At 70.7% G+C, this 22987-nt stretch carries 24 protein-coding genes and 1 tRNA gene; 15 read left to right on the forward strand and 10 right to left on the reverse strand.

Features of this window, described 5'->3' with window-relative positions:
• Window positions 1-21 precede the first annotated feature (21 nt).
• Window positions 22-513 carry a winged helix-turn-helix transcriptional regulator gene (locus tag FL583_RS25530; protein WP_240746802.1) on the reverse strand — a complete coding sequence of 164 codons (492 nt, stop codon included), beginning with the start codon at window positions 511-513 and terminating at the stop codon, window positions 22-24.
• Between the two features lie 87 nt (window positions 514-600).
• Between FL583_RS25530 and FL583_RS25535 the strand changes: the two genes are divergently transcribed.
• From FL583_RS25535 to FL583_RS25570, 8 genes are all read left to right on the forward strand, one after another.
• Entirely contained in the window at window positions 601-1482 is an 882-nt protein-coding gene (locus FL583_RS25535; protein ID WP_170323860.1) for an SCO6745 family protein, read from the forward strand.
• A 14-nt stretch (window positions 1483-1496) separates the two neighbouring features.
• The gene (locus FL583_RS25540; protein WP_142707351.1) at window positions 1497-1679 is read left to right on the forward strand and encodes an antitoxin; all 183 of its coding nucleotides are present in this window, start codon (window positions 1497-1499) and stop codon (window positions 1677-1679) included.
• Between the two features lie 113 nt (window positions 1680-1792).
• Window positions 1793-2866: an ABC transporter substrate-binding protein gene (locus FL583_RS25545; protein WP_142707352.1), complete on the forward strand. Its 1074-nt coding sequence runs from the start codon at window positions 1793-1795 to the stop codon at window positions 2864-2866.
• 3 nt (window positions 2867-2869) lie between these two features.
• Entirely contained in the window at window positions 2870-3637 is a 768-nt protein-coding gene (locus FL583_RS25550; RefSeq protein WP_142707353.1) for an ABC transporter ATP-binding protein, read from the forward strand.
• Window positions 3634-4383 carry an ABC transporter permease gene (locus FL583_RS25555; RefSeq protein WP_142707354.1) on the forward strand — a complete coding sequence of 250 codons (750 nt, stop codon included), beginning with the start codon at window positions 3634-3636 and terminating at the stop codon, window positions 4381-4383. The genes FL583_RS25550 and FL583_RS25555 overlap by 4 nt, the downstream gene beginning before the upstream one ends.
• The gene (locus FL583_RS25560) at window positions 4365-5162 is read left to right on the forward strand and encodes an ABC transporter permease (RefSeq protein ID WP_205752443.1); all 798 of its coding nucleotides are present in this window, start codon (window positions 4365-4367) and stop codon (window positions 5160-5162) included. The genes FL583_RS25555 and FL583_RS25560 overlap by 19 nt, the downstream gene beginning before the upstream one ends.
• An 82-nt stretch (window positions 5163-5244) precedes the next feature.
• Complete coding sequence (locus FL583_RS25565; RefSeq protein ID WP_142707355.1) at window positions 5245-5583, forward strand: hypothetical protein; 339 nt, start codon at window positions 5245-5247, stop codon at window positions 5581-5583.
• A 188-nt stretch (window positions 5584-5771) separates the two neighbouring features.
• Window positions 5772-5975 carry a cold-shock protein gene (locus tag FL583_RS25570; protein WP_142707356.1) on the forward strand — a complete coding sequence of 68 codons (204 nt, stop codon included), beginning with the start codon at window positions 5772-5774 and terminating at the stop codon, window positions 5973-5975.
• Between the two features lie 64 nt (window positions 5976-6039).
• Here FL583_RS25570 and FL583_RS25575 read toward each other — a convergent pair whose 3' ends face one another.
• Together FL583_RS25575 and FL583_RS25580 are read right to left on the reverse strand one after the other, a co-directional pair.
• On the reverse strand, window positions 6040-6453 hold the full coding sequence (locus FL583_RS25575) for a hypothetical protein (RefSeq protein ID WP_142707357.1): 414 nt from the start codon (window positions 6451-6453) through the stop codon (window positions 6040-6042).
• Between the two features lie 105 nt (window positions 6454-6558).
• Window positions 6559-6635: transfer RNA gene (locus tag FL583_RS25580), tRNA-Met, on the reverse strand.
• 138 nt (window positions 6636-6773) lie between these two features.
• On the opposite strand from FL583_RS25580, the gene FL583_RS25585 reads away from it, so the two are divergent.
• Both FL583_RS25585 and FL583_RS25590 read left to right on the forward strand, forming a co-directional pair.
• A complete protein-coding gene (locus FL583_RS25585; RefSeq protein ID WP_142707358.1) occupies window positions 6774-6983 on the forward strand; it encodes a hypervirulence associated TUDOR domain-containing protein in 210 nt (69 codons plus the stop codon).
• Window positions 6980-7393 carry a hypothetical protein gene (locus FL583_RS25590; RefSeq protein WP_142707359.1) on the forward strand — a complete coding sequence of 138 codons (414 nt, stop codon included), beginning with the start codon at window positions 6980-6982 and terminating at the stop codon, window positions 7391-7393. The genes FL583_RS25585 and FL583_RS25590 overlap by 4 nt, the downstream gene beginning before the upstream one ends.
• 37 nt (window positions 7394-7430) lie before the next feature.
• Here FL583_RS25590 and FL583_RS25595 read toward each other — a convergent pair whose 3' ends face one another.
• A complete protein-coding gene (locus FL583_RS25595; RefSeq protein ID WP_170323861.1) occupies window positions 7431-10454 on the reverse strand; it encodes a UPF0182 family membrane protein in 3024 nt (1007 codons plus the stop codon).
• A gap of 115 nt (window positions 10455-10569) precedes the next feature.
• Here FL583_RS25595 and FL583_RS25600 point away from each other — a divergent pair, with 115 nt between their 5' ends.
• The gene (locus FL583_RS25600) at window positions 10570-11124 is read left to right on the forward strand and encodes a PPA1309 family protein (RefSeq protein WP_142707360.1); all 555 of its coding nucleotides are present in this window, start codon (window positions 10570-10572) and stop codon (window positions 11122-11124) included.
• Here FL583_RS25600 and FL583_RS25605 read toward each other — a convergent pair.
• Together FL583_RS25605 and FL583_RS25610 are read right to left on the reverse strand one after the other, a co-directional pair.
• Window positions 11121-12140 (reverse strand): YlbL family protein, encoded by a 1020-nt coding sequence (locus tag FL583_RS25605; protein WP_170323866.1) that lies wholly within the window; start codon window positions 12138-12140, stop codon window positions 11121-11123. The two genes, FL583_RS25600 and FL583_RS25605, sit on opposite strands and share 4 nt — an antisense overlap.
• A 26-nt stretch (window positions 12141-12166) precedes the next feature.
• The gene (locus FL583_RS25610) at window positions 12167-13255 is read right to left on the reverse strand and encodes an NAD-dependent epimerase/dehydratase family protein (RefSeq protein WP_142707361.1); all 1089 of its coding nucleotides are present in this window, start codon (window positions 13253-13255) and stop codon (window positions 12167-12169) included.
• 44 nt (window positions 13256-13299) lie between these two features.
• Here FL583_RS25610 and FL583_RS25615 point away from each other — a divergent pair, with 44 nt between their 5' ends.
• Window positions 13300-14508: a zinc-dependent metalloprotease gene (locus FL583_RS25615; protein ID WP_142707362.1), complete on the forward strand. Its 1209-nt coding sequence runs from the start codon at window positions 13300-13302 to the stop codon at window positions 14506-14508.
• Between the two features lie 1180 nt (window positions 14509-15688).
• Here FL583_RS25615 and FL583_RS25620 read toward each other — a convergent pair.
• Complete coding sequence (locus tag FL583_RS25620) at window positions 15689-16240, reverse strand: M48 metallopeptidase family protein (protein WP_142707363.1); 552 nt, start codon at window positions 16238-16240, stop codon at window positions 15689-15691.
• A gap of 592 nt (window positions 16241-16832) precedes the next feature.
• Between FL583_RS25620 and FL583_RS40335 the strand changes: the two genes are divergently transcribed.
• The 3 genes from FL583_RS40335 to FL583_RS25630 all read left to right on the forward strand — a co-directional run bounded on the left by FL583_RS40335 (window position 16833) and on the right by FL583_RS25630 (window position 19618).
• Complete coding sequence (locus FL583_RS40335) at window positions 16833-16985, forward strand: DUF5679 domain-containing protein (protein WP_169745129.1); 153 nt, start codon at window positions 16833-16835, stop codon at window positions 16983-16985.
• Window positions 16986-17262: 277 nt separating this feature from the next.
• A complete protein-coding gene (locus tag FL583_RS25625; protein WP_142707364.1) occupies window positions 17263-18276 on the forward strand; it encodes a TOMM precursor leader peptide-binding protein in 1014 nt (337 codons plus the stop codon).
• A gap of 4 nt (window positions 18277-18280) precedes the next feature.
• The gene (locus FL583_RS25630; RefSeq protein ID WP_142707365.1) at window positions 18281-19618 is read left to right on the forward strand and encodes an ABC1 kinase family protein; all 1338 of its coding nucleotides are present in this window, start codon (window positions 18281-18283) and stop codon (window positions 19616-19618) included.
• Between the two features lie 274 nt (window positions 19619-19892).
• Here FL583_RS25630 and FL583_RS25635 read toward each other — a convergent pair whose 3' ends face one another.
• The 3 genes from FL583_RS25635 to FL583_RS25645 all read right to left on the reverse strand — a co-directional run bounded on the left by FL583_RS25635 (window position 19893) and on the right by FL583_RS25645 (window position 22892).
• On the reverse strand, window positions 19893-20180 hold the full coding sequence (locus tag FL583_RS25635; protein ID WP_142707366.1) for a WhiB family transcriptional regulator: 288 nt from the start codon (window positions 20178-20180) through the stop codon (window positions 19893-19895).
• Between the two features lie 113 nt (window positions 20181-20293).
• The gene (locus FL583_RS25640; protein WP_142707367.1) at window positions 20294-20584 is read right to left on the reverse strand and encodes a hypothetical protein; all 291 of its coding nucleotides are present in this window, start codon (window positions 20582-20584) and stop codon (window positions 20294-20296) included.
• Window positions 20585-20777: 193 nt separating this feature from the next.
• Complete coding sequence (locus FL583_RS25645; protein ID WP_142707368.1) at window positions 20778-22892, reverse strand: ATP-dependent DNA helicase UvrD2; 2115 nt, start codon at window positions 22890-22892, stop codon at window positions 20778-20780.
• Between the last annotated feature and the right edge of the window lie 95 nt (window positions 22893-22987).

Genomic DNA, 22987 nt, shown 5'->3' on the forward strand with positions numbered 1-22987 from the left:
TCCACCCCTATTGTGGGTACACTAACCCTCAATAGTAGGGCCGGTGCGGTCCCATTCGGGGGTCCTCATCTGGAGTTCGAGGTCCCGGTTGCGAACCTCGTCCCCGCAGTGACGGCAGACGTACAGCCCATCGAGGTCTTCTCCGCAGCTGTGCGCGACGGCCGACGGCGGCTCGCCCTCCAGCCAGCGGTCGCCCCAGCTCCGGAGCGCGTGCATCACGGTCGACAGATCACGGCCGGCCGGAGTCAGGTGGTACTCGTACCGCGGCGGACGCTCCGAGTACGGCCGGCGCTCGACCACACCCACCCCTTCGAGGGACCGCAGCCGGGCCGCCAGCCGGTCGCGGGGCGCGCCGGTGTTGCGGGCGATCTCGTCGAACCGGTGGTTCCCCCAGAAGATCTCGCGGACGGCCAGCAGCGCCCACTTCTCGCCCACCAGCGAGAGCGCGGCGGCCATCGAGCACGGTCTACCGGGCAGCGTCGTGGCGTCGAACTCCAATACGTCGTCACTCACGTTCACGAGGTTGCCATGTCAAACCGACATTGCCCACTACCTATGGCAGGCTGGGTGCGCCCGTCCCTCCTCCGCCCGGGAGCCTTCGTGACCGATTCGTACGCCACTCTGGCGCGCCATGCCTGGCAGGCGCTCGAGCCCGTGCACATCCTGAGCTACTTCACTCCGGAGACCCGGGAAGAGACCGACGCGCTGGGCCTCAAGGGCTACTGGATGGGGTATTTCGGCTGCCGCGCGGCTCCCCTGGGCAAGGTCTCGGCCGCCACCGTCACGGCCACGTTCCACAACTTCAACCCGGTGATGGTGCAGCGTGCGGTGCCCGACGTCTGGACCTACGCGTCGCCCGAGCAGCTGATCGAGGCCCGGCTGACCGCGATCGACCGGTCGCTCCGGCGGATCGCCGGCGAGTGGCTGACCGACGAGGCCGTCGTCCGCCGGGCCGCCGACCTGGCCCTCGAGGCCGCGTCCGCGGTCGACGGCCGGGAGGTCTCCGGTCGTCCGCTGGCCGCCGCGAACGCGGCGCTCCCGGCACCGGACCTGCCGCACCTGGCCCTCTGGCACGCGCTGACCGTGCTCCGCGAGCACCGTGGCGACGGTCACGTCGCGCTGCTGGTGGCCGGCGAGATCGGTCCGGTCGAAGCGCACATCCTGTCGATCGCGTCCGGCCGGTCCTCGGCCGAGCTGCTGCGCTCCGCGCGCAAGTGGTCCGACGACGACTGGGACGCCGGGGTCGAGAACCTCGTCGCCCAGGGTTGGCTCCGCGACGACTGGACGCTCACCCCGGACGGCGAAGTGGCCCGCGAAACGCTCGAGGACGACACGGATCGGCTGGCCGCGGGCCCGTACCGCGCGATCGGCACGGACAAGACCGTCGAGCTGACCGAGTTGCTCACGCCGCTGGCAAGGACAATCGTGGCGGCGGGGGTACTCCCGTTCCCCAATCCGGTCGGGGTCCCCGCCCCCGAGTGACACAGGAGGCACGCATGGGATTCCTCGACAAGGCCAAGGACTTCATCGACAAGAACGACGAGAAGATCGACCAGGGGCTCGACAAGGCCGGCGACTTCATCGACGAGAAGACCGGCCACAAGCACAGCGCCAACATCGACAAGGCCGTGGACGCCGCCCAGAAGTACACCGGCGACGGCGATACGACGAGAAAGTGACCTATTGCGGCGGGCCCGTTTCCGGGCCCGCCGCGCTCGTTTCCTGCGGGAAATAGCCAGGAAACCGTTGCTCGTTAGCGTCGGGCCGTTCCAACGAGCGGCAGGAGTCGCCAGTGAGCAAATCCTTCGACCGGCGTGCGTTCCTCGGGCGCAGCGCTCGAGCCGCCGCGGGCATCGCGGTCCTCGGCGCGGGCGCGAGCGTGCTCGCCGCCTGCGGTGGCGACGACGACGATTCCTCCGGTTCCGGCAGCGATCTCGGGACGCTGAACTACCAGCTGTCCTGGATCAAGAACGTCGAGTTCGCCGGGCAGTACATCGCCGACACCAACGGGTACTACAAAGCCGCGGGCTTCAGCGCGGTGAACCTGATGGCCGGCGGCCCGAACATCAGCCAGGACTCGGTCGTCGCGGCCGGCAAGGCGCTGGTCGGCATCTCCGGGCCCGACATCACGTCGGCGGCCATCCTCAAGGGAGCGCCGCTGGTCATCCTGGGTGCGCAGTACCAGAAGAACCCGTTCGCGATCATGAGCCTGGCCGAGAAGCCGATCAACACCCCGCAGGACCTGATCGGCAAGAAGATCGGCGTCCAGGCCACGAACGAGCCGGTGTGGAACGCGTTCCTCAAGGCGAACAAGATCGACCCGGGCAAGATCACGAAGGTCCCGGCCCAGTTCGACCCGACGCCGATCATCAACAAAGAGGTCGACGGCTGGTTCTCGTTCTTCACCAACGAGCCGAACCTGCTCAAGACCAAGGGCATCGACACCGCGGTGATGCTGCTCAACGACCACGGCTACCCGCTGGTCTCGGAGATCTACGTCGTCCGCCGCGACTCGCTGACCAAGAAGCGCGACGCGCTGAAGGCCATGCTCATCGGTGACATCAAGGGCTGGACCGAGTCGGTCAAGGACCCCTCGCTCGGGGCCAAGCTGGCCGCCACGAAGTACGGCAAGGACCTGGGCCTGGACGAGAAGGAGCAGGGCCTGGAGTCGGCCGCCCAGAACACGGTCGTGTCCACCGCCGACACGAAGGCCAACGGCCTGTTCACGATCACCGACGAACTCCTCGACGAGACGATCGCGACGCTGAAGCTCGGCGGCATCGACATCGCCAAGGACAAGCTCTTCGACCTGTCGGTGCTCAAGGAGGTCTACGAGGAGAACCCCGACCTCAAGAAAGCGGTCTGAGGAGTGACGGCCGGAATCCGGCTTTCCCGGCTGACCAAGGAGTTCCGGATCCGGCGGTCGACGGTGACGGCGCTGGACCGGGTGGATCTGGAGACGTCGAGTGGCGCCTTCGTGGCGCTGCTCGGCCCGTCCGGCTGCGGGAAGTCGACGATCCTGCGGATCCTCGCCGACCTCGAACAGCCGACGTCCGGCGAGGCGCTGGTGCACGGCGAGGCGCCGTCGGCCACGCGCCGCAACCACCACCTGGGCATCGCGTTCCAGGACGCGGCGCTGCTGCCCTGGCGTTCGGTGACCGCCAACATCCGGCTGCCGCTGGAGGTGAGCGGGGTCTCGGTGCCCGCGTCCGCGGTCACCGACCTGATCAAGCTGGTCGGGCTGGAGGGCTTCGAGTCCGCCCGGCCGGCCCAGCTCTCCGGCGGCATGCGTCAGCGGGTGGCGATCGCCCGCGCGCTGGTCGTCGAACCGCAGATCCTGCTGCTCGACGAGCCGTTCGGCGCGCTCGACGAGATGACCAGGCAGCGGCTGAACCTGGAGCTGCAACGGATCTGGACCGAGCGGGCCACGACGACGCTGCTCGTCACCCACTCGATCGCCGAGGCGGTGTTCCTGGCCGACACGGTCGCGGTGATGAGCCCGCGGCCGGGCCGGATCGTGGCGCAGGTCGACATCGACCTGCCCCGGCCCCGGACGCCAGAGATGATGCGCACCCCGGAATTCCACGCGCTGGAGGATCAGCTGTCGGCTCTGTTGTTCGGCCGGGACGCCGAATGACCCGGTCGCGCTGGATCCCCGGCGCGGTCGGCGTCGTCGTGCTGCTGATCCTGTGGGAGATCCTCGGCCGCACCGTTTTCGCGGACGCCAAGAGCGTCCCGCCGCCGACGGCGATCCTCGGTCAGTACGGCCGCGACGGCTGGGAGTTCTACTGGAACAACGCCCGGACGACGCTGCGCGAAGCGGCCTGGGGCTGGCTCTGGGGCAACGGCATCGCGATCGTGCTGGCGGTGGCGTTCGTCCAGGTGCCGCTGGTCGAGCGGGCGCTGCTGCAGCTGGCGCTGGCCAGCTACTGCCTGCCGATCGTCGCGATCGGGACCGTGCTCGTGGTGCTGTTCTCCGGCGACAAGCCGAAGATCATCATCGCCGCGCTGTCGGTGCTGTTCACGACGCTGATCAGCATGGTCGTCGGGCTGCGCAGCGCGGACCGGACGAGCCTGGACCTGATCCGCGCCTACGGCGGCGGGTCCTGGACGCAGTTGTGGCGGGTCCGGCTGCGGGCGTCGCTGCCGAGCTTGTTCGCGGGCCTGCGGATCGCCGCGCCGGCCGCGATGCTCGGCGCGATCATCGGCGAGTACCTGGGCGCGGAGAACGGACTAGGGGTGGCGATGATCAACGCCCAGCAGGCGTTTCTGGTCGAACGGACGTGGGGCATCGCGCTGGTGGCCACCGCGCTGTCCGGCGCCGCGTACGGGCTGACCGCGCTGGCCGGCCGGCTCCTCACGCCGTGGGCGGCCCGCTCGTGAAGCGGCTGGCGATATCGGCCGGCGGGGCCGTGCTGTCGGTCCTGGTGATCTGTCTGGTCTGGCAGGGGCTGATCAGCGGCTTCGGGCTCGATCCGTTCATCACCCGCGGCCCGCTGGACGTGTGGCGCTACCTCACGTCGGGCGATTCGGCCGAGCGGCACCTGCTGCTCGACGCGAGCGTCGTCACCGGGCGGGACGCGGTGATCGGCATGGTCTCCGGGACCGTCGCCGGGCTGGTCGCGTCGATCGTGTTCGTGCTCTACCGGGGCGTCGAGCAGGCGGTGATGCCGATCGCGATGGCCCTGCGGGCGGTTCCGCTGGTCGCGATGACGCCGCTGATCGCGCTCGTGTTCGGCCGGGGCCTGCTGTCGGTCACCGTGATCGCCGGGATCGTGACGTTCTTCCCGGTGCTGGTCAACGTCGTGTTGGCCCTGCGTGCGGTGCCGGCGTCGTCGTTCGACCTGATGCGGGCCTACGGCGCTTCGACGTCGGCCACGCTGTGGAAGGTGCAGTTCCCGTCGGCGCTGCCGTCGCTGTTCGCCGCGCTGCGGATCGCCGCGCCGCTGGCGCTCGTCGGCGCGCTGCTGGCCGAGTGGCTGACGACCGGGCAGGGCCTCGGGTACCTGATGCTGCAGTCGGTCACCACGTTCGAGCTCGACCGGATGTGGGCCGCGGTGACGATCGTGACCGTCGCGTCGATCGTGCTCTACGGCGCGATCAGCGCGGCCGAACAATTGGCGCTGGCCCGTTATGCGCCGGACCGGGATCGTACGCTCTGAGCGCCCGCGAATCGAGGGCTTCTGCGTGTTCACAGGCCCTCGTGGCTTGTGTACCGGCGCGGAATGGCGAAAACTCGGTCAGGTGATCGAGGAGACGATCGAGCTCCGGCTCGACGAGTCCGGCCTGGCAGTCGACCTTCCTGCTCCGGCGCACCCGAATGACCGCGTCGAGGGGGTGCCTTACCGTCCGGTCCAGTTTCGCGACGACGATCTACCCGCCGCTCTGGAACGTGCGGCCGCCTGGCTCCGGGAAACCGAGACTTGGCTCGCGGAGCCGGTGGACGTCATCGCCATCCACCTGGACTACGACGATGACGACGGCGCCCCCTATTACGAGGTCAAGCTTCTTTGTAACGAGGAAGACCTGGCCGGGGCCCCGTTGGCGGCGCGCAGACGCGAGGGAGATCCTTCTGACCGGTGACGAGCTAGACGCCTGAACGCGTGCTACGGTTACCGCCGTTGCAGTCTTTGGTTCGCATGAAAAGAGCGCCTGGGTTGTAATCCAGGCGCTCTTGTTTGTTCTGGCCCCTTTGGAGCTGGGCGAGCACGACCGCGACACGGGGCCCACGAAGTGTGGGCTCGACAAGGCCCGCCAGAGGGAGAACGTGCATGGCAACCGGCACCGTCAAGTGGTTCAACGCCGAAAAGGGTTACGGCTTCATCGCGCCGGACGGTGGAGGCCCCGATGTCTTCGCCCACTACTCAGCGATTCAGACCCAGGGTTACAAGGAGCTGTCCGACGGGCAGCAGGTCGAGTTCGACGTGACGCAGGGCCAGAAGGGCCCGCAGGCGGCGAACATTCGCCCGGTCTGAAACGACCACATCCGCTGACTAGGGCGGAGGCCAGCACCGTCGGTGCCGGCCTCCGCTTTTTGATTTATCGGGCCTTTTTCCGCCGCCAGCCCAGGAACGCGGCGGCGGCGAAGGCGGCGGTGAACAGGAACGCCTCCAGGTACGCGAACGATTCGAGGCCGTCGCTCCAGCCGCTCACCTGGTACCGGTGCACGGTGACCGCGGCGACCACGAACTGGATCGCACCGAGATAGGCCGTCACCGCGACGCCCAGCCCGCCCCACGTCCGCGAAAGCAGAAAGACCGGGACGACGAGCAGGAGGCCGGCCGACCACCAGCGGTCGTCGACGAACTCGGTGCGGTAGTCGATGTCGGTGATCGCGACCGCGCCGTCGGCGGCGGCCAGCGCCACCCAGGCGAGGCCGGCCCCGGCCAGCAGGGTCAGGAGCAGCCCGAGGGCGACGCGCGGGAACGGCGCGGGAGCGTGGGTCGTCGTCATGCCTCACAGAGTGCCGACCGGATCCGCTCCGGGCCTGAGCACTTGTACCCGGCCGCCGGTGAGCAGAAAGCGAAAGGGCCCGAACCGAAGTCCGGGCCCTTTCCGTGGTAGCGGGGGCAGGATTTGAACCTGCGACCTCTGGGTTATGAGCCCAGCGAGCTACCGAGCTGCTCCACCCCGCGCCGTGTTGTTGCGGTGTTTCCTTGTTGCTCCATAACCATAGCGCGGTCATCACCAGAACTGCAAAACGGCCCCCCGTGACGCCCGCCACCGCACATTCGCGGGAGTTTGTCCCCGCGTGTCCCGGGCACACCCCGCCCATGAGCACAGAGTTCAGCAAGGGCGACAAGGTCAGCTGGAAGAGCCACGGCGGCGAAGCGGTCGGCACCGTCCAGAAGAAGCTCACCAGCGACACCGAAGAGGCCGGCCGCACGGTCCGGGCGAGCTCCGACGACCCGCAATACGTCGTCAAGAGCGAGAAGAGCGGCGGGACGGCCGTGCACAAGCCGTCGGCCCTGCACGAGGAATGACCACGCACGAACGCCCGGAGGGCGTGGACGACGAGACCGTCGCCGCGACCGGGAAGCTGAGCGAGGCGCTGGAGACGATCGAGCGGGCCCGCGGGCACCTGTACGCGCTGCACCAGCTGACCGGCCACGCCGACCTGATGCTCGACGAGGCCGCGGACCTGCTCCGCAAAGCGGGCCACGACACGCTGGCCGACCGCGTCGAGACCGAGCTGATCGGCCGGAACGTGCTGGAGGGGCGCTGGACGTTCCAGATCGTCGAGGAGTTCGACGACGGCTACTACGCGGCCTTCCGCGGGCTGGAGAAGGACGCTCGCGACGAGTTGCTGGGTGGGCGTCGGCACGTCTTCGAGTCGGAGATGAAGGAACGGCGGCGGACCCACGGCCGCCGCCATCACGAAGCTCGCCCCTGACACGAAGGGCCCCGCCTCCCGGCGGGGCCCTTCGTCGTCATCCGCCTGGTGACGGACTGGCGCTCGATCTCGCCCTGGCCGCCTGCCAGGCGTTCACGGCGTTCTGGAGATCCTGCGACGCCTTACCGATCGCCGCCAGGTCACCGCTGCGCTGAGCGGTCTTGAGGTCGGCCGCCGCCTTGTCGACCGCGGCCGCGGCCTGGTCGACGTTGCTGCCGGCCGGTGGCGCGTTCGGCGTCGCGCTCGTCGACGGTCGTGGACTGGCCGACGTCGACGGGCTGGGTGTTGCTCCCGGCGAGGGTGTCGCCCCGGTCGACGGCGTGGTGCTCGGTCTGTCGCCGGGTTGCTGGCCCTCGGGAGCATCCTGGGAGGCTCCGGCCCCGAACAGGTTGTCGAGCGCCCCGCCGAGCGTCGATTGGTACGCGACCTTCTCGCCGTACAGCATCAGCACGTTCTGGAACAGCGGGATCGAATCCTGCCCGCTGGCTCTCTGATAGATCGGTTCGACGTACAACAATCCGCCGGCCACCGGCAACGTCAGCAGGTTGCCGTAGACCACCTGGGAGTCACCCAGGTCGAGCACGTTCAGATTGTCGCGGACCGTGTCCTCGCTGCGCATCTTGTTCTGCGCCTGCGTCGGCCCGGCGATCTGCGAATCACCCGGTAGCTCCAGCATCTGGATCACCGGTTTGTAGTTGTCGTCGTAATGGGCGCTGATCAACGCGGTCAGGTTGTTCCGTTGATTGGCGACCATCGGGGTCGTGATCTGGAACGTGGCCTTGTCTTGCTGCGGCCATTGGGCGACGACGTAGAACGGTGGTTGTTTGCCACCGCGGCCCGGCGTCGGATCGTCGGGCACCTGCCAGAAGTCCTGCCCGGTGAAGAAGTCGCCGGCCGCGCTGACGTGGTACTTCGCCAGCAGCGAGCGCTGGACCTTGAACTGGTCCTCCGGATACCGGAAGTGCGACGCGAGGTCGGCCGGAATGTCTTTCTTCGGCTTGATGATCCCGTCGAAGGCCTTGTTCCAGGCCTTCAGCACCGGGTCGGTGTCGTCGAACTGGTAGAGCGTGACCGTGCCGTCGTACGCGTCGACGGTGGCCTTCACCGAGTTCCGAATGTAGTTGATCTGGTCGTTCGGCTGCGCGGCCGTCCCGGCTCCGGTCCGCGAGTCGACGGCGGTCGCGCCGAGCGTCTCGCGCTGGGAGTACGGGTAGTAGTTGCTGGTCGTGTAGCCGTCGATGATCCACTGGATCCGGCCGTTGACCACCGCGGGGTACGGGTCGGCGTCCAGCGTGAGGAAGGGGGCGACCTTCTCGACCCGCTCGCGCGGGTTCCGGACGTACATGACCTTGGAGTTCTCGTTGAGCCGGCTGGAGAGCAGGAAGTTCCGCTCGCGAAAGTACAGCGCGAACAGCGCCCGCCGGGTCAGCGAGTCGACCGCGACGCCGCCCTTGCCGTCGTAGGTGAAGCTGACCTGTTCGCTCTGGTCGCCGCCCTGGCTGGTGGGCCGGTCGAACTCGCGGTCGCTGCCCCCGGGCGCCTTGCCGACGACCGCGTAGTCGCTGGCCAGCTCGCCGTAGTAGATGCGGGGCTGCTTCACCGGGTTGTCGGCGTTGAACGCCGCCTCGAGCTTGGCCGCCTGCTGCTCGGACTCCTCGCTGTCGCTCGCCGGGGCCGCGTCACCCAGCTGGCCCGACACGAAGTACGGCTGACCGCCCTCGGTCACCTGGTTGGCCGGCGCGGCCACCAGGCCGTAGCCGTGGGTGTAGGCGGTGTGCAGGTTGATCCAGTTCTTCTGGCCCTCGTCCAGGCGGCTGGTGTCCATCTCGCGCACCGCGACGATGTAGTCCTGCAGCTGGTTGTCGACCGTGTACTGGTCGATGTCGAGGCTGGAGTTGAACCGGTAGAACGTCCGGACCTGCTGGAGCTGGGTGAACGTGTCGGAGAGGACGTTCGGGTCGAGCAGGCGGGCGTTGCGGACCGTGCCGGCCTCCTCGGAGACCTGGGACGCGGTCGCGCTGGTGCTCGGCGTGTACTGCTGACGCTGGACGTCGGCGATGTCGTACGCGTCGCGGGTCGCGGTGATGCTGCGCTCGATGTAGTCGGCCTCGCGGTCGGCCGCGTTCGGCTTGATCGTGAACTGCTCGGCCAGCGCGGGCACCGCACCACCGATGACGATGGCCGAGATGCCGAGCAGGATCAGCGCCATCGCCGGTGGCAACACCCGGCGGAAGCCGAGGTTCGCGAAGAACACCAGCGCGCACAACGCGGCGATCCACAACAGGATGTTCTTGGCCGGTAGCAGGAACTCGATGTCGGCCGCCGACGCGCCGTGGGTCTTCGTCGCGTCGTTGTAGCCGAACAGCATCCCGAAGCGGTCGAAGTAGTACGCGACCGCCTTGAGCGCGACGAACAGGCCGAGCAGCACCGACAGGTGGCCGATGACCGCGGTGCCCAGGCGCCCGCCCGAGCCGGCCTGCAGCCGGATGCCACCGAACAGGTAGTGGACGACGAGCGCGCCGATCACCGACAGCACGATCGCGGTGAACGAGACGCTCAGGATGTAGCGCCAGAACGGGTACTCGAAGACGTAGAACGAGATGTCCCGGCCGTACTGGGCGTCGGTCTGGCCGAACGGCGTCGAGTTGACGAACAGCAGCCAGGTCTTCCACTGCCCCTGCGCCGACAACCCGGTGATCACGCCCACGACCGCGCCGGCCGCGACCGTCAGCAGGCCGAAGCGGGGTGCGATCGCCATCCGGTACCGCTCGAGATTCTGCTGCTCGAGCGACATCGGCGCGAAGATCGGCCGCAGCCGGTAGGCCACGTAGAGGTTGATCGCGACTATCGCCCCGGTGACCACGCCGAAGAGGACGAACAGCAGCAGACGCGTCTGCAGCTGAGTCGACAGGACCCGGGTGAGGCCGACCTCGTCGTACCAGAGCCAGTCCGCGTACAGACTGCTCCCGGCCGTGAGCACGAACAGCAGCACGACGGCCGAAACGAGAAGGATGACGACACGCCGGGCGCGTCGGCTCACCGACGGCAGCGGCGAACGCATGACCACGGGCATCTCCCGGTGTGGATCTGGGGTGGCGTGGGCCAAACCTACCCTGCGTGGACCAGCGGACCGGCCGCGGACACCGCTGCTCTCAGCTCCGTGCCAGCATGGGGCCATGACCGACGTCCACTCCGGCGTGAACGGGGTTCCGCTCCCCGATCCCCTGCACGCCGTCGTCCTCGAACTCGAACGGCACGCGGCGGCCGGTGGCTGGGATCAGCCACCGACGCTCTATGCCCTGGTCGACACCGCGGAGCTGCTCGCCGCCGAGCCCGGCCTGGCCGATCAGGTGGGCATCTCCGCCACCGAGATCGAGCCGGGTTCGATCACCCCGGTGGAACAGGAGTCGCTCGGCGACGCCCCGCTCGACGAGACGCTGGCCCGGATCGCCTGGCCCGAGTCCGTGCTCGGTTGCGCGCTGGTGCAGGAGGTGCTGGTGCTCCCCCCGGACGCCGAGGACGAGCGTCCGGACGACGCCGACCCGGTCGACTGGGCCGCGGCCCACGCCGACCGCCGTGAGGTCCGGATGGTGGCCGGCGTCCTGCGTGACGGCACGAGCGCGTGCGCGCTCCGAATGCGACCTGCGGACGCCGACGAGCAGACCGAGGTCGTCTACGGCGCGGATCTGGCGCCGAACCTCGTGGTGGCGTTGCGGGCGACGCTGGATTAGCAGCCCTGAGGGTGCTTCCCGGCGCGGACCTGGGTGAGCGCGCCCAGCGCGCCGTCCAGGCTCTGCACCCGGACCAGCTCGAGGCCCTGGGGGGCCGAACCCTTGGCCTCGAGGCAGTTGTCGGCCGGCACCAGGAACACGGTGGCGCCGGCCCGGCGGGCGGCGAACATCTTCTGTGAGATGCCGCCGATCGCGCCGACGTTGCCCTCGTCGTCGATCTCACCCGTGCCCGCGATGAAGATGCCGCCGGTGAGGTCCTCGGGCTCGATCTTGTCGATCACCGCCAGCGCGAACATCAGGCCGGCCGACGGGCCGCCGATCTTGTCCAGGTCGAACGACACCTGGAACGGGTGCGGCTGCTCGTCCTTCGTCTCGATCTTGAGCAGCGGACGCCCGTCCTGGCCGCCCGGGGCGAGCGTGACGGTCGCGGTGCCCTTGGTGGTGCCGCGCTGGTAGCCGATCTTGACGTCCTGACCGGCCTTCTTGGTGCCGAGCAGCTCGCGCAGCTTCTGGCCGCTGGTGACCGCCGCGCCGTCGACCGACGTCAGAATGTCCTGGGCGGCGAGCTTGCCGGTCGACGGGGAGTCGGGCTGGACGGTGCTGACCGTCACCTTCACCGGGTAGCCGAGCTCGCGCAGCGCGGAGGTCTCGGCCGAGGTCTGGGACTGCTTGAACGCCTGCGCGTTCTCCTGGTTGACCTTCTCCCGGCTCTCCCCCGGCGGGTAGACGACGTCCCTGGGCACCACGGCGACGCTGCCGTCGAACCAGCCGACCAGCGCGTTCCCGAGGTTGAGGTCGGGGCTGACCGAGACCGTGGTCAGGTTCAGGTGGCCCTTGGACGTGCTGGTCTTCGTGCCGGTGATCGTGATGATCTCTTTGCCATCGCGCTCACCGAGCGTGTTGACCGTCGGGCCGGGGCCGAGGGCGACGTACGGCACGGGGAGCAGCGCCATTCCCAGCGAGAGGATCAGCGCGAGAATGGCGCCCACGAACACCGTCAAGCCGCGCCGCAACATCATGGGCGTCAGAGTATCCGCGTTCTCTATCGGCGGTTCTTGCGGTTGCGTCTGGCCCGACGGACGAGCGCCGCGGTGCCGACCAGGGCGACCGAGACGCCGGCGGCCGCCCCGCCGGCCACCGCCGCGCCCTTGACCGTGATCCGCAGCGGGCGTCCCTGAGCCCAGCTGTTCAACGCCTCCTCGTTCGTGTACGCGGGTTCCCAGCCCGCCGCGCGCAGCCGCTCGGCGTCGACCGCCCAGGGGTGCATGAGGTAGTCGAGCTGACTGGCCGGGTCGCCGCTGACGCCCTGGGCGTGCAACCGGGTGGCGGTGCCGACGGCAGCGTCGGCCGGGAGCTCCACCCGGCGACGGCCGAGGATCCGCTCGACCTCGGTCTGCTCGAGCCACCCCTCCGAGCCGACGTTGAGCGGACCGGTGAGCCGGGCCAGCACGGTCGTGAGCACGGCGCCGGCGAGGTCTTCGGAGTGGCAGAACTGCCAGATCGGCTTGGTGCCCTTGACGACCAGCAGGCGGGGCCCGTCGAGCGCGCCGCCGGCCGGGTGGTCGATGCCCCGCCCGACGACGGTCGCCGGCCGCAGGAGCGCGGTTTCCACCTGTGGATACATACGCCCTGCGCGAACAGCGAACTCCTCGACCGCGAGGAGATCGTCGAGCGCGCTGCCGTCGGGGTGGGCGCGCTTCTCGTGGTCGTCAGGGATCGGGACCGGGTTGTCGGCCCGCGCGCCGTAGACCTTCGCACTCGACAGGAGCACGACGTGCCGGACACCCGTCGCGGCCGCTGCGGTCAGCGCCACCGAGGCCCCGGTGACCGTGCGTCGGCGCTGCTCAGCGCGGTCGAGGGCCGGGTCGTCGGCGTTGGCGACGTGCACCAGCGTGTCGACCCGGTGCAGCGCGGACGACAGCCCGGGGTCGGTCGGGTCGGCCTTGCGCCAGCGGACGGTGGGCACGCCGGGCTTCTTCGTGTCGAGCGCGATCACCTGCCGGATGCCGTCGGCACCGGCCAACCGTCGGCACACGGCCTGGCCGATCGGGGACGCGGCGCCGGTCACCGCGACCGTCAGGCCCGCTGACGGGGCCGCGGCGGCCCGTGCCGCCCGGAGGGGGCGGGTCATGACGGGCCTACCAGAGCTACGGTTGACAGCATGGTGAGCCAGTCATGACCGACATCCCGTTCGGCTTCGCGCTTCCGGGGGGCCAACCCAACCCCAATGACCCGCAGTGGGCAGCGATGATGGCTCAACTGCAGCAGATCCTCTCGTCGTCTCAGTCTGACGGAACGGTCAACTGGGACCTCGCCAAACAGGTCGCCACCGGGCTGGCGCGGGAGAGCGACCGTTCGCTCACCGCCGCCGAGCGCACCGAAGCGGTGGACGCGCTCCGGCTCGCCGATGTCTGGCTCGACCTGGTCACCAGTCTGCCTTCTGGCGTCTCCCATGCGGTGGGGTGGAGCCAGCTCGAGTGGATCGACGCGACGATCCCGACCTGGAAGCGGCTCTGTGACCCGCTGGCCGAACGGGTCGTCGGCGCGATGAGCAAGATGCTGCCGGCCGAGGCGGCCGCGCAGCTCGGTCCGATGACCGGGATGCTGGCCGGCATCGGCGGCATGATGTTCGGCGGTCAGGTCGGGCAGGGTATCGGCCAGCTCTCCGGCGAGGTGCTCACGTCGTCCGACATCGGGCTGCCGCTGGGGCCGGCCGGCACCGCGGCCCTGTTGCCGGCGAACCTGGCGGCGTTCAGCGAAGGACTGGGGCAGCCGGCCGACCAGGTGCGGCTCTACGTCGCGCTGCGCGAGGCGGCGCACGCTCGGTTGTTCGGGCACGTGACCTGGATCCGGGCGCACGTCCTGGATGCGGTCGACGCCTACGCGCGGGGCATCACGGTCGACCCGGAGACGATCGAGCGGGCGGTTCGGGAGATCGACCCGCAGGATCCGGAGTCGATGCAGCAGGCGCTGACCGGCGGGATGTTCACGCCCGAGGACACGCCCGCGCAGCAGGCCGCGCTGGCTCGCCTGGAGACCGCGCTGGCGCTGATCGAGGGCTGGGTCTCGCACGTGGTCGATCGCGTCGCCGCCGAGCGCCTCCCGGGCGCGGCCGCGCTCACCGAGACGTTCCGCCGCCGCCGCGCCGAGGGTGGCCCGGCCGAGCAGACGTTCGCGACGCTGGTGGGCCTGGAGTTGCGTCCGCGGAGGCTGCGGGATGCCGCGACGCTGTGGAGCGCGCTGCTGGAGCATCGGGGTGCGGAGGGGCGCGACGCGGTGTGGGCGCACCCTGACCTGGTGCCGACGTCGTCGGATCTGGATGACCCGGAGGCGTTCGCCCGCCAGGACGATGGCCCGGATTTCGATATCAGCGAGTTGGAGTAGGGGTTCGGGTTTCTTGGGCAGCGGGGGGAGCGGGCGCGGTAGCGGAGCGGGTTTTGCCGCGAAGTGGGGTGACCTTCGGCCGCCGGGTGCCCCGGCCGGGCGGTGTAGTCGCCTAAGAGGCCTGGATGCGTCCGGGTGGCGGTGGGCCCAGGGAAGTGGTTCGGGGGAGTTTCGGCGTACGAAAGTGGCTCCGCGGATAGAGAAGGGGCCGCGCGGCCGAGAGGTGGTTCGGGCGTAGGCCGGGTTGCCCGCGGCTGGGTTGCCCGCGACCGGGTTGCCCGCGGCCGGGCGGCCCGCGACCGACCGACCCGTCACCGGGCGACCCGCGATGAGGCGGCCCACGGCCGGGCGATCCGCGACCGCGCGATCCGCGACCGCGCGATCCGCGACCAGGCGGCTTGAGGCTGGGCGGCCCGTGACCAGACGGCACGTGGCCGGGCGGCTCATGACGCAGCAACGTGCGGCCGGCGGGCTGTGGCCGGGGGCTGAGCCGGGTGGCCGTGTGCTGGGTGGCGGCGCGGTCGCTTGTTCGAGTGGGCCGCGGCTGGCTGGGCGCGTTGGCGCAAATCGGTGCGTTTGGGCGGCTCAGGGCCCGCGGCGATGCGCCCTATTGATCCGGACACGCCCAGCGCTCAAGGGCCGGGCGAAACGACTCGCTGGAGTCCGGCAGCGTCGGAGGTGGCCGCGGAGCGACGTGGTGGCCGCGGAGCGACATGGTGGCCGCGGAGCGACATGGTGGCCGCGGAGCGACATGGTGGCCGCGGAGCGACATGGTGGCCGCGGAGCGACATGGTGGCCGCGGAGCGACATGGTGGCCGCGGAGCGAGGTGGTGGTCGGCGTACCCGCGGGGCGGCTCACCGCCGCGGTGGTGGTGCGCTCGCCGGATACGACGCGGACGCACCCACGGTGGCCGGTGAGACCGAAGCCGGGCACGACCGCCAGCGGCGGCAAGACCTAAGCCAGGCAAAACCTCGCCCACCCAACCCCCTGCGGGCCCTGACTCGCCGTCCCCGGCCTGCCGAACCGGCCCGCGCCCGCCAGCCACCCGCCCGACCCGGCCCCGCGCCCGGCCCACCCCGGCCCGCCCGGTCCTGCGCCCGGCCCGCCCGGTCCTGCGCCCGCCCGGTCCTGCGCCCGCCCGGCCGGGCCGGAACCCGCCGGGCCGAACACGCCGCTCGGCTACGCGCCCAGGGCCGGATCGGCCTCGTCTGAGAGGTCTAGGGACGCTGCGGCAGCTACGCCCTCCAGGTAGCCCCGTGCCCGCTGGGCCCGTGGGTACCTCTCCACCAGCTCCCAGAAATCAGCGCCGTGGCCCGGGATCCGCAAGTGCACCAGCTCGTGGACCAGGACGTAGTCGATCACCCAATCGGGCATCCCTCGCAGACGGGACGAGAGGCGGATCGTGCCCTCGGCCGGGGTGCAGGAGCCCCAGCGGCCGCGTTGGTTGCTGACCCACCGGACGCTCACCGGACGGACCTCGTCGTCCAGGTACAGGTGCGCCAGGCGGAGCGCTCGGGCCTCTAGTTCGGCGTCTCCGCGCGGGCGGCGGGAACGGCGGTCTCGGGCGTCCAGGCGCGCGAGCATCTTCTTGACCCACTCGCGCTCTTCGACGGCGCTGAAGCGGGCCGGGATCAGCACGACAACCGTGTCACCGTCTCGATACGCGGCGACGGTGCGGCGCCGACGCGCGCTGCGCCGGACCTGCACGGTGAGCGGGTGACCGGGGTCCATAGAGGCACGCTAGCCCCCGACATGGCGGTCCGTCTGCCGTGTCGTGAATCCTGTGGACAAGCCTCCTCCACAGGGTGGATGTCCTCCGCGACGCCCCTCACAGGAGGCCCGTTACACACCCTTGGATCGCTCCCGGCGTTGACGTCCGGGCCGGTCCCGAATAGCGTAAGGGCCCCTGTGGCGACCGTCCGCCCCGGCACGTGGGGAAGGTGACGGGACGGGCGCCGTCCAGGGGCCCTTCTGCGCCCACGCGCGGCCACCGCCGCGCAGCCCGCGGCCACCGCCACCCAGCCCGCGGCCACCCCCACACCGCGACTACCGCCGTGCGGCGCGTGGCATCGCCGCGCAGCACGGCCAGCGTCGCCCGCCCGCGGCCACGCCGCTCGAGCGACCGCCTCGGCGCCCTCTTCGGCGCTCGCCGAGCGCCGGACCCGCCCGGACGCGCCAACCCGCCTCACAGCGCATTTCAAGGGTCGACACGGTGAATTATCCCGGCGAGCCCCTTAACAGTTATGCCCGTTTTGCCGGATAAGGTCGGGCGATCCGACGGAGCTGTCACCGTCGGCCGACCCTGTCCAGCCGAGGAGGCACTGTGGCCGACACTTACAACGGCTACTGCGTGAAGTGCAAAGAGAAGCGTGACTTCGAAGGTGAGGTCACCACGAGTGAATCCGGGCGCCGGATGGCGAAGGGATCCTGCCCGGTATGCGGTACCAAGATGAACCGCATCCTCGGCAAGGCCTGAGTCTCCCGCGCCTCGCGTCGATGGCGGCCCGCTCCTTCGAGCGGGCCGCCGCCAGCTCCCCCGAACGACCGCGCCGCCGGCCCGCTCCCTCAAGCGAGCCCGCCGCCAGCCCGCTCCCCCGAACGAGGCCGCCGCCAGCCGGTCCCCGAACGACCGCGCCGCCAGCCTGCGCTCCCGAACGAGCGCCGCAACCGGCCTCCGAACGAGCCCGCCACAACCCCCGCCCCCTGTGGACGACCAACACGCGCACCCGCCCGATCGCGGCACCCTCTTCGGCATGCGCCCTCTCCTCGTCCCCGCGCTCTCCCGGCTCTGGCGGGACGCCACCACCCTCCAGCTCGGCGTCGATCCCGAGCGCGCCGTCGTGCTCACCGCCGTCGACCCGCCGCTGGCCACGTTCCTCACCTCCCTCGACGGCCGGAGAACGCTCGACGCCGTCCTCGCCGCCGCTCCACCCGGCATCCAGGCCGCCGAGCTGATCGGCCGCCTGCTGGCCCGCGGCGCGATCGTCGACGCCGCCACGCTGACCCCCAGCGCCGACACCGCCATAGCGGCCCACCTCGCCTCGGCGCTGCTCACCCACGGTCCCGAGGCCGCCGACCGGGTCACCGCCCGCCGCCGGGCCCACGTCCTGGTCCGCTGCAAAGGACGCGTCGGGCCGCTGGTCGCCGCACTGCTCGCCGCGGGCGGCGTCGGCCGGGTGACGGTCACCGGATCCGGCGTCGTCGCCCCGGACGACGTCACGGTCGGCGGCCTGGGGCCGGACGACGTCGGCCGGCCGTACGTCCTCGCCACGATCGACGCGATCAGAAAGGCCGCACCGACCGTCGACACCAGCGCCAACAGCACGCCGGACTTCGTCGTGCTCGCCGCCGGCCCCCTGCCGCTCCCGGCCGACCAGGTGCGCTGGACGTCGAGCGGCGTGCCGCACCTGCCGGTCCTCCTCCGGGACGGCGTGGCGATCGTCGGGCCGCTGGTCGTCCCGGGCCGCACGGCCTGCCTGAGCTGTGTCGAGGCTCACCGGCGCGACCGCGACCCGGCCTGGCCGGTACTCGCCGCTCAATTGGCGACCGAGCGGAAGCCCGAGCTCGCCGACGCGTCGGTCGTCAGCATCGGGGCCGCACTCGCCGCGGCCGAGACCACCGGTCACCTGGAAGGAGTGCCCACCGCCGCGCTCGGCGTCTCGCTCGAGGCGGGGCCGCCGGGCGTCCCGCTGAGGCAGCGTCCGTGGCCTCCGCACCCGCGCTGCGGATGTCTCCCCGGCAGTTCTGCCGCGGGCGCGCGACAATAGAGAGGTGACCGACATCCCCCGGCGTGCGCTCACCCGCACGGCCAAGCTTGCGGCGCTGCCGTTGGGAATGGCGGGCCGCGCCACCCTCGGACTCGGAAAGCGTCTCGGTGGCGCGCCGGCCGAAGCTGTCGCCCGCGAGGTGCAGCAGCGCACGGCCGAGCAGCTCTTCACCGTTCTCGGGCAGCTCAAGGGCGGCGCGATGAAGTTCGGCCAGGCGCTGAGCATCTTCGAAGCCGCGTTCCCGGAAGAACTCGCCAAGCCCTACCGGGCGGCGCTCACCAAGCTCCAGGAGGCGGCTCCGCCGCTCCCGGTGGCTCAGGTCCACGGCGTCCTCGCCGAGGAACTGGGGCCGGACTGGCGGACGAAATTCCGCGAGTTCGACGACGCCCCGGCGGCCGCGGCGAGCATCGGCCAGGTGCACCGCGCGGTCTGGTCCTCGGGCCGGCCGGTCGCGGTCAAGATCCAGTACCCCGGCGCCGGGCCCGCGCTGATGGCCGACCTCAACCAGCTCGCCCGGATGGCCCGGCTGTTCAACGTCGTGCAACCCGGGCTCGACATCAAGCCGCTGGTCGCCGAGCTCAAGGCCCGGGTGGCCGAGGAGCTCGACTACAAGCTCGAAGCCAAGGCCACCCGGGTCTTCGCGAAGGAGTTCCGCGACGATCCCGACATCGCGGTCCCCCGCGTGCTGGCCGGCACCGAGCGCGTCCTGGTGACCGACTGGATCGAGGGCACCCCGCTCTCCGAGATCATCGCGAGCGGCTCCCCCGAGCAGCGGAACCTGGCCGGCGAGCGGATGGCGCTGCTCCACTTCTCGGCCCCGGCCCGCACGAAGATGCTGCACGCCGACCCCCACCCGGGGAACTTCCGGCTGCTGCCGGACGGCCGCCTCGGCGTCCTCGACTTCGGCGCCGTCGCCCGCCTCCCGCAGGGTCTGCCCGAGCCCGTCGGGCGGCTCGCCCGCCAGGCGATCGCCGGCGACGCGAAGGCCGTGCTCGCCGGCCTCCGCGACGAGGGCTTCGTCAAGGCCGACGCCGAGATCGACGCCGACGACCTGCTGGCCTACGTGCGCCCCATGCTCGATCCGCTCGCGGTCGAGGAGTTCCAGTTCTCCCGGGCCTGGCTGCGCAAGGAGGCCACCCGGCTCGGCGACCCGCGCAGCCCGGCCTACCAGCTCGGGCGCCAGCTCAACCTGCCGCCGTCGTACCTGCTGATCCACCGGGTGACGCTCGGTTCGATCGGCGTGCTCTGCCAGCTCGAAGCCAAGGCGCACTACCGCGCGGTCGTCGAACAATGGCAACCCGGCTTCGTCGAAAAACACGTCGAAGAAAACGTCGAAGAATAGAAAATGCCCCGGCCGAAGCCGGGGCACCCAACCCCGGCCGAAGCCGGGGCATCAGCCCCCGGCACGGCCGGGGCCGTCGATCAAACGCGGTCTCGAAGACGGGCAGCAGCAGCGGCCACTACGCGGGCCGGCCGACGCGCACCCTGGCGGGCGCGACGCGGCGCGGCCTGTTGCATTCGGGATCGGGCCAGGGCTTCGTTCAGCAGTAACATTTCCGTGCTCCAGGTCTGTTCGCGGTTCAACTGAGTGCTCATTTCGAGGTGTCGGGCGGACATCAGGCGGCAACCGTGTTCTTGCGCGGACGGCCACGGGGCCGCTTGCGCGCGATGACAGTTCCGCGCTCGAAGATTTCTCCGCCCCAGACACCCCAGGGCTCGCGCCGCTCGATCGCGCCCTGCAGGCACGCCTCACGGAGCGGGCACTCCTGGCAGTGGGCCTTGGCCAGCTCCAGGTCAGCGGGGGTCTCCGCGAACCAGAGCTCGGGGTCTTCCCGCCGGCAGGGCAGCGCCTCGTCCGGGTCGATCACCCCGAAGTCGATCGGGGCTAGATCGATTGCCGTCATGACCGGATCTCCTCTTCCGTCGTGCGGTGGCATTCGTTGCGGGTGAGAGGGCAAACAAAAAGGCCGTGGATCCCGGTTCGGGATCCACGGCCTCGAGGTGAGCCGCCGGCCTTTTAGGCCGGTTTACCTCGAGGCGGAGATCCCGCTCGACCGTCGACGCGCAGTGCATCGACGCTCAGCTGGGCCTGAACCGGGGTACCGAAGGTGATGCCATTGCCGACGTAGCCGGCCTTGGCCGCCTGAAGGACGGACTTGTCCTTCGAGACCTGGGACACGTGAACTTCTGCGCAGTACGCATGCGCCGTGAGGGCAACCCGCTCGCGCGCGGTCAACGGCACGGCTTTGCCCGACCAGATCGAGGGCATGGCGGTAGCCGTCGGCGTCGACATCAGGTTCTTGATCACTGCGGCCACTCCCCTCGATCAACTGGTAGACAGAGTTCTCTCGGACTAGGCGCCGGTCTCCCGGCGCACAGGCAGGTTAAGCCCGCGCCGGGTCCCGGGCCAACCTATTTTCCGGTCACTTCTCGGCAGATGTCTGCCACCCGACACTTCGCCCGGCGCGCCCGGCCCGACACGCCGTCAAAACCGGCCTAAATCAATCGGTCGAAGAAATCAATTCGGCCGGATCGGCGCCCCCGACGATGGCCAGCAGCGCGGCTCCGTAGAGCGTCAATTTGCGTGGCCCGACCCCGGGGATCTCGGCCAGCTGGACCTCGCTGCTCGGCTGCGCCTCGGCGACCGCGGTGAGCGTCGCGTCGGTGAAGATGACGTACGGGGGCAGCTTCTGCTCCTTGGCCAGCACACCGCGCCAGGTCTTCAGACGGTCGAACAGCTCCTCGTCGTAGTCGGCCGGGCAGTTGCCGCAGCGGCGCAGCTTGCGGTGCGTCGGGTCGAACAGCGCGACGCCGCAGACCCGGCACGTCGGCAGCGACCGGTTCCCCGAGCGCGCGGCCGGCCGCGGCGACGTCGGGGCGGCGGACGTCCCCGGCACCCCGACCGGCAGCGCACCGGCGGGCAGGAACCGGCACGGCCGACGGCCCCCGCGCCCGCCCGGCGACCGGGCCGCCGCCCACGACAGCCACAGGTGCTCCCGGGCCCGGGTGACCCCGACGTAGAGCAGCCGCCGTTCCTCCTCGAGCTGGTGCGGCGTCTTGGCGTACGAGATCGGCAGCGTGCCCTCGGCCAGCCCGACCAGGAACACCGCGTCCCACTCCAGGCCCTTGGCCGCGTGCAGCGACGCCAGCGTCACGCCGTCCACGGTCGGGACGTGCTGGGCCGCGGCCCGCGCCGCCAGCTCGTCGACGAACGCCGGGAGACCGTCCACCGCCGACGAGGACCCCACCGTCTCCGTCGCCAGCCGGTGCAGCGCGGCCAGCGCCTCCCACCGCTCCCGGGCCGCCCCACCGGCGGGCGGGGCGTCGGGACGCCAATCGAGCCCGGACAGCGCGCCGATCACGGCGTCCACCGCAGTGTCGTCCGGCGAAGCCGCGCGGGCCGCACCACGCAGCAGCATCATCGCTTCGCGGACCTCGGGCCGCTCGAAGAAGCGTTCGCCGCCACGCACGACGTAGGGGACGCCGGCGTCGGAGAGAGCCGACTCGTACGTCTCCGACTGGGCGTTCGTGCGGAACAGCACCGCGATCTCGGCCGCGGGCACACCGGACCGGATCAGCTCGCGGCACCGCGCGGCGACCGCGGACGCCTCGGCCGGCTCGTCCGGGTGGTGCGAGACGCGCGGCTTCGGCCCCCCGCGACGCTGCCCGACCAGCCGCAACCGCACCGACGCCTCGACGCCGCTGCCGGCCGCGATGACGTCGTTGGCCAGCCCGACGACCTGCGGAGTCGACCGGTAGTCGCGCTCCAGCCGGACCACCACCGCGCCCTGGTGCCGCCGCGGGAACTCGATCAGGTACGACGCCGAGGCCCCGGTGAACGAGTAGATCGTCTGGCTGGCGTCGCCGACCACCGTGAGGTCGTCGCGCCCACCGCACCAGGCCTCGAGCAGCCGCTGCTGGAGCGGGTTGACGTCCTGGTACTCGTCGACGACGAAGTGCCGGTACTGGGCCCGGATCTGGTCGCCGACGTCGCGGTGGTCTTCGATCGCCCAGATCGTGGCCCGCAGCAGGTCTTCGAAATCGATGACGCCGGCCCGGCGCTTGAGCCGCTCGTAGCCGGCGTACACCTCGGCGACCTGGTCCGGCGGGAGCGGCGTATCGCGGGAGGCGGCCGCGACGACGTACCCGTCGGGCTCCACCATCGCCGCCTTCGCCCACTCGATCTCGCCGGTGAGGTCGCGGACCCCGGTGCGATCGAGCTTCAGCCGGAGCGCGGCCGCGGCCTGGCCGACCACCCGGGCCTTGGACTCGATCAGCTCGGGCATCGCCCGGCCGTCGAACACCCGGGGCGCGAAGTACCGCAGCTGCCGGAGCGCGGCCGCGTGGAACGTCCGGGCCTGGACGCCGGTGACGCCCAGCTCGCGCAGCCGCCCACGCATCTCGCCGGCGGCCCGCGCGGTGAAAGTGACGGCGAGAACGTGATTAGGGGCCGTTGCCTGGGTTAGCACTCCGTGGGCGATCCGATGGGTGATCGCCCGGGTCTTACCCGTCCCGGCGCCGGCCAGGATGCACACCGGACCCCGGGGGGCCAACACCGCCGCGCGCTGTTCATCGTCGAGCTCAGCCAGAACATCGGTATCAACAGACGCGGTCACATGTTCGATACTGCCAAACCTCGCGCAAACCTGGCGCCGAGGGAAGCCTCCGTCCCCAGGCCGCGTTATGACTGCGGTGTTTTCCACAGAGAGGA

The sequence above is a fragment of the Cryptosporangium phraense genome, from assembly GCF_006912135.1.
GTDB lineage: Bacteria > Actinomycetota > Actinomycetes > Mycobacteriales > Cryptosporangiaceae > Cryptosporangium > Cryptosporangium phraense.

Coding starts and splice junctions, on each gene's coding strand:
- FL583_RS25540 (WP_142707351.1), top strand. CDS start 1,497: ATGGGATTCCTCGACAAGGCCAAGGACTTCATCGACAAGAACGACGAG.
- FL583_RS25555 (WP_142707354.1), top strand. CDS start 3,634: ATGACCCGGTCGCGCTGGATCCCCGGCGCGGTCGGCGTCGTCGTGCTG.
- FL583_RS25595 (WP_170323861.1), bottom strand. CDS start 10,454: ATGCGTTCGCCGCTGCCGTCGGTGAGCCGACGCGCCCGGCGTGTCGTC.
- FL583_RS25585 (WP_142707358.1), top strand. CDS start 6,774: ATGAGCACAGAGTTCAGCAAGGGCGACAAGGTCAGCTGGAAGAGCCAC.
- FL583_RS25635 (WP_142707366.1), bottom strand. CDS start 20,180: ATGACGGCAATCGATCTAGCCCCGATCGACTTCGGGGTGATCGACCCG.
- FL583_RS25575 (WP_142707357.1), bottom strand. CDS start 6,453: ATGACGACGACCCACGCTCCCGCGCCGTTCCCGCGCGTCGCCCTCGGG.
- FL583_RS25610 (WP_142707361.1), bottom strand. CDS start 13,255: ATGACCCGCCCCCTCCGGGCGGCACGGGCCGCCGCGGCCCCGTCAGCG.
- FL583_RS25570 (WP_142707356.1), top strand. CDS start 5,772: ATGGCAACCGGCACCGTCAAGTGGTTCAACGCCGAAAAGGGTTACGGC.
- FL583_RS25620 (WP_142707363.1), bottom strand. CDS start 16,240: ATGGACCCCGGTCACCCGCTCACCGTGCAGGTCCGGCGCAGCGCGCGT.
- FL583_RS25605 (WP_170323866.1), bottom strand. CDS start 12,140: ATGTTGCGGCGCGGCTTGACGGTGTTCGTGGGCGCCATTCTCGCGCTG.
- FL583_RS25625 (WP_142707364.1), top strand. CDS start 17,263: ATGCGCCCTCTCCTCGTCCCCGCGCTCTCCCGGCTCTGGCGGGACGCC.
- FL583_RS25615 (WP_142707362.1), top strand. CDS start 13,300: ATGACCGACATCCCGTTCGGCTTCGCGCTTCCGGGGGGCCAACCCAAC.
- FL583_RS25600 (WP_142707360.1), top strand. CDS start 10,570: ATGACCGACGTCCACTCCGGCGTGAACGGGGTTCCGCTCCCCGATCCC.
- FL583_RS25590 (WP_142707359.1), top strand. CDS start 6,980: ATGACCACGCACGAACGCCCGGAGGGCGTGGACGACGAGACCGTCGCC.